Here is a 3,427-nt window from a genome sequence, read left to right on the forward strand (position 1 = left end):
GTACGCGTCTGGAGCGTGAGCCGTCGGTCCATGGCGCCGGCGTCCATCAGAAAGCGCTGTCCGGATCCCGATATGGATCCAGCAAAGTGCGCGCGCCGAACGGCAATTCCGCAGGTGTACTGCCCGCCGTCACCGTTTCGCGGAATCGATACAGGTGGCCGAGCAGGAGCAGGATCGCGGAGCGGATCGCGTCGGGTCCATTCCAGGGATTCGCGCCGTAGCCCGCGACGTAGCGCACGCGCACGGCGTCGTAGCTGTCGAGCCGCGTGGTCGGCCAGGTCTTGAGATACGCCGGGCGGATTCGCGCCGCCAGGCTGCCGCTTGAGAGATCGACCTGGTACTCGCTCGCAGCGAGTGTCTGCAGCGTGCCTGCCCCATCCAGATACTGGATCGATGTGACACTCTGATGTGGCGGCCGTGGCAATACGATCTCTGGCGAAAAGCCTTCGAGCGTGAGTTCGAATGTCTGGGTCACGAGTGCACGGCGCAGATAGGTCTCGGCCCACTGGCGCGCGGCCAGGATGTAGCCCGCGAGCAGGCCATCGTCATCCGGCAGATCGACGCGACAGTGGGCCCGCGCCTCCGCCAGGCTCACTGGTTCGAGGGCGGGCGCGGTGATGAGCTTGAGACCCATCGACTACTTCGCGGCCTTGCCCTTCTCGCCCGCCTCCTTGGCCGGTTTCGTCGGCTCGGCCTTGGCCGGTTCGACGTTGCCGCGCCGGAGGTGCGTAGCGAGCACGGTATCCTCGAGCTCGACGAAATCGTCTTTCTTCAGGCTGAGCTCGCCGCCCTTGAACACGTTCTGCAACACACGCGCGCGCGCCATGGATGGCCTCCTTCAGAAAAGATGAGGCGGGACCGAACCGATCCCGCCTCCCGCCTCCCGCCAGCCGGAGCTGGATTACTTGCGTGCGATCTCGACGACCGAAGCGAGATCGCTGTCGGAGGCCGGATCGAATCGGTTGACGACGCCCAAGATCACGGCCGCGGCCGGACCACCGGTGATGCCGCCCGTAACCAGGCGCGGCGCCACATGGGTGAAGCCCGCCGAGATTTTGCTGACATCGATTTCGATGACGATCTGCACATTGTCGTTGTTGGTTGCGTGCGCCGCGAGCTGGGTCGCCGCCTTGAAGGCCTGCGCACCGGTGCCCGAGCCGCTCTGGGCTTCCTGCACCGCGGCGTCGATGGTTTCGGCCACGATGTCGCCGAGCAGGAAGATCGCGATCAGCTTGTGGTAGTTCTTGACCGCTACCCAGTCGCCGACCTTGGGCGTGGAAGTGATGGTGCCGGGGTCGATGGTCGAGAGGACCGCCAGCGCTTCCGCCACTGCATTCGGATTCATTGCTGTACTCCTTGGTGGTGATGACGCCGCTGGTTAGGCGCGGGCCTCGATTTGCACGAATGGGCTGAGCGTGCTCGTGCCGTTCGCCGGGCTGACCGCCGCCGACAGCCATGGCTGTCCGTCCATGCGGAAGGTGAGCCGGAACGCGGTCGCGTCGTAGTCGAAGAAGATGTGCATCGACTCCGCCTGCTCCGGGCCTTTCGAGATCGTGACGTACTGGCCGAAATCGACCAGCTGGATGTCGCCCGCGTCGCCGAGCGTCTGGCAGACCTGGCTCATGACGATCGGGCGGCCGAGCAGGAAGCCCATCGGCGCTTCCTTGAGCCCGGACTGCGGCGGGGTCCAGATCGGCTGGTTGCCGAGCTTCATGGTCACGATCTGGTTGAAAGCATCGTGGTTGACCAGGAAGCGCGAACGCGGCGAGCCGCCGCCCAGGAACCGCCCGATCATTTTCGCCACGTTCTCCGTCACGATCGTGTCGGCCGCCTGCGCAGCTTCCTTCGTGATCGAGATCGCGACCGCCGAGCTGCGGAAGCCGAGCGGCTGCTGACCGCCAGGACCGTTGATGATCGCGTCGTTCACCTTCCAGGCGAGCGAGCGCCCCAGCGCCATGGTCACGAATGCCCCCGATGCCCGGGCATCGGCCAGGAGCTCATCGGACAGCGGCACCAGTCCCAGAAGCTTGCGCAGCTTGAGCGTGCGCTCGCCGAGCTTCGGCTTGGTCTGCGTGGCTACCGTCAGTTCGCCCGCCCAGTGCATGCGGATCCCGTCGGTGCCCCAAGGTGTCGTCTCGTCGACTGGGAAGGTGATCGAATTGCCATCGAGTGGCAGGCCAAAAGTCAGCGGCAAGAATGAACCTTCGTCGAGCGAGAGCTGGTAAATTTCGCGCGAGTACTCAGGCGGCACCAGGTAACCGCCGTCGGCGCCGGTGCCTTCGCTGCCGGAAGTCGTGGGCGCGGCCGCCTCAATGCTGCCGCGCAGCCGGCGATCCGGCTTGCCGCCCGGCATGCCGGCTTCGATCACCGCGCGGAAAAAGTCGGGTTTCGACTTGAAACCGAACTTCGGATCCTGCTCGGCGAGGTCCTCGCCGCCCGAGATGTACGGATCGCGGTCGATCGCGGTGCGCGTGGGCGCGAGCAGGCGCTCGGCCTCGAGTATCTCGTTCTCCTCCTGTACCGCCTGGCTGGCGGCGTCCATGGTGGCCTTGAGCTTGGCCGTCTTCTCGGCATAGGCCACCGCGGCCGCCTCGTCGCCTTCCGGCGCGCCGGCCTCGATGTGCTCGCGGTAGGCCTTGATCGCCTTGTCGAGCTTCTGCTTGAGCAGAGCCAAACGCTTCATGTCGGAATCTCCTCTTCTGGACATGAAAAGCCCCGCGGCGCGGGGCTTCCGTGCGGCATCAGAACGGCCTACCGCTATGACGCCTTCAAAATCGCTTCCGCGATGTCCGCGTGGGCCGCGAGCGCGGCCTGATTGGCGCGGCTCCTCGGCTGCAGCCGGCGGATGAGCTCGGTGAGCGGCTCGATCCGATCGACCATGCCGGCCGCTTTCGCCTGCTCCGCGCCATAGACGCGGCCCTGGCCGAAATCCTTGCGCACCGTCGTCTTGCCGACGCCGCGCCCGCGGGCGACTGCGGCGAGGAACATCTCGTAGTACTCATTGACGCGCTGCTGAATGAAGGCCTGGGCGGCGTCGTTCAGGGGCTCCGCGGGATTGCCCTCGACTTTGAACTCGCCGGCATGGACGTAGGTGATCTTGATGCCTTCGGCCTTGAGCGCTTCCGAATAATCGACGTGCACCGCGACCACGCCGATCGAGCCGACCTCGCCCGAGGGCGTCACCGAGAACTGTTCGGCCTGGGCGGCAATCCAATAAGCGGCGCTCGCCGCCAGGGCATTGGCATGCGCGACGATCCGCTTGCGGGCGCGCGCGGCGAAGACTTCATTGGCGAACTCCTCGACCCCGTACACCGAGCCGCCCGGCGAATCGATTTCGAGCACGATCGCGGTCACCGCCGGATCGGCGAGCGCGCCCGCGAGCCGGCGGCTCGCCTGGCGCAGCGAGGCGCCGCCCGAGATCTCGGTG

Annotated in this window: 5 protein-coding genes; all 5 read right to left on the bottom strand. The window is 66.2% G+C overall.

All coding sequences use genetic code 11. The features are described from left to right. Window positions 1-46: 46 nt before the first annotated feature. A complete protein-coding gene (locus tag ACT4N8_RS07245; RefSeq protein WP_444857463.1) occupies window positions 47-634 on the bottom strand; it encodes a head-tail connector protein in 588 nt (195 codons plus the stop codon). A 3-nt stretch (window positions 635-637) separates the two neighbouring features. Next, the gene (locus ACT4N8_RS07250; RefSeq protein ID WP_444857464.1) at window positions 638-826 is read right to left on the bottom strand and encodes a hypothetical protein; all 189 of its coding nucleotides are present in this window, start codon (window positions 824-826) and stop codon (window positions 638-640) included. Between the two features lie 75 nt (window positions 827-901). Next, window positions 902-1,345 carry a hypothetical protein gene (locus ACT4N8_RS07255; RefSeq protein ID WP_444857465.1) on the bottom strand — a complete coding sequence of 148 codons (444 nt, stop codon included), beginning with the start codon at window positions 1,343-1,345 and terminating at the stop codon, window positions 902-904. A 33-nt stretch (window positions 1,346-1,378) separates the two neighbouring features. After that, window positions 1,379-2,683, bottom strand: coding sequence for a phage major capsid protein (locus tag ACT4N8_RS07260; protein ID WP_444857466.1), 1,305 nt, complete (start codon window positions 2,681-2,683; stop codon window positions 1,379-1,381). Window positions 2,684-2,757: 74 nt separating this feature from the next. Next, window positions 2,758-3,427 (bottom strand): S49 family peptidase (locus tag ACT4N8_RS07265; RefSeq protein WP_444857467.1); only part of this gene is annotated, 670 nt, incomplete at its 5' end.

It is taken from the genome of Sphingosinicella sp. (assembly GCF_052387495.1).
GTDB lineage: Bacteria > Pseudomonadota > Alphaproteobacteria > Sphingomonadales > Sphingomonadaceae > Allosphingosinicella.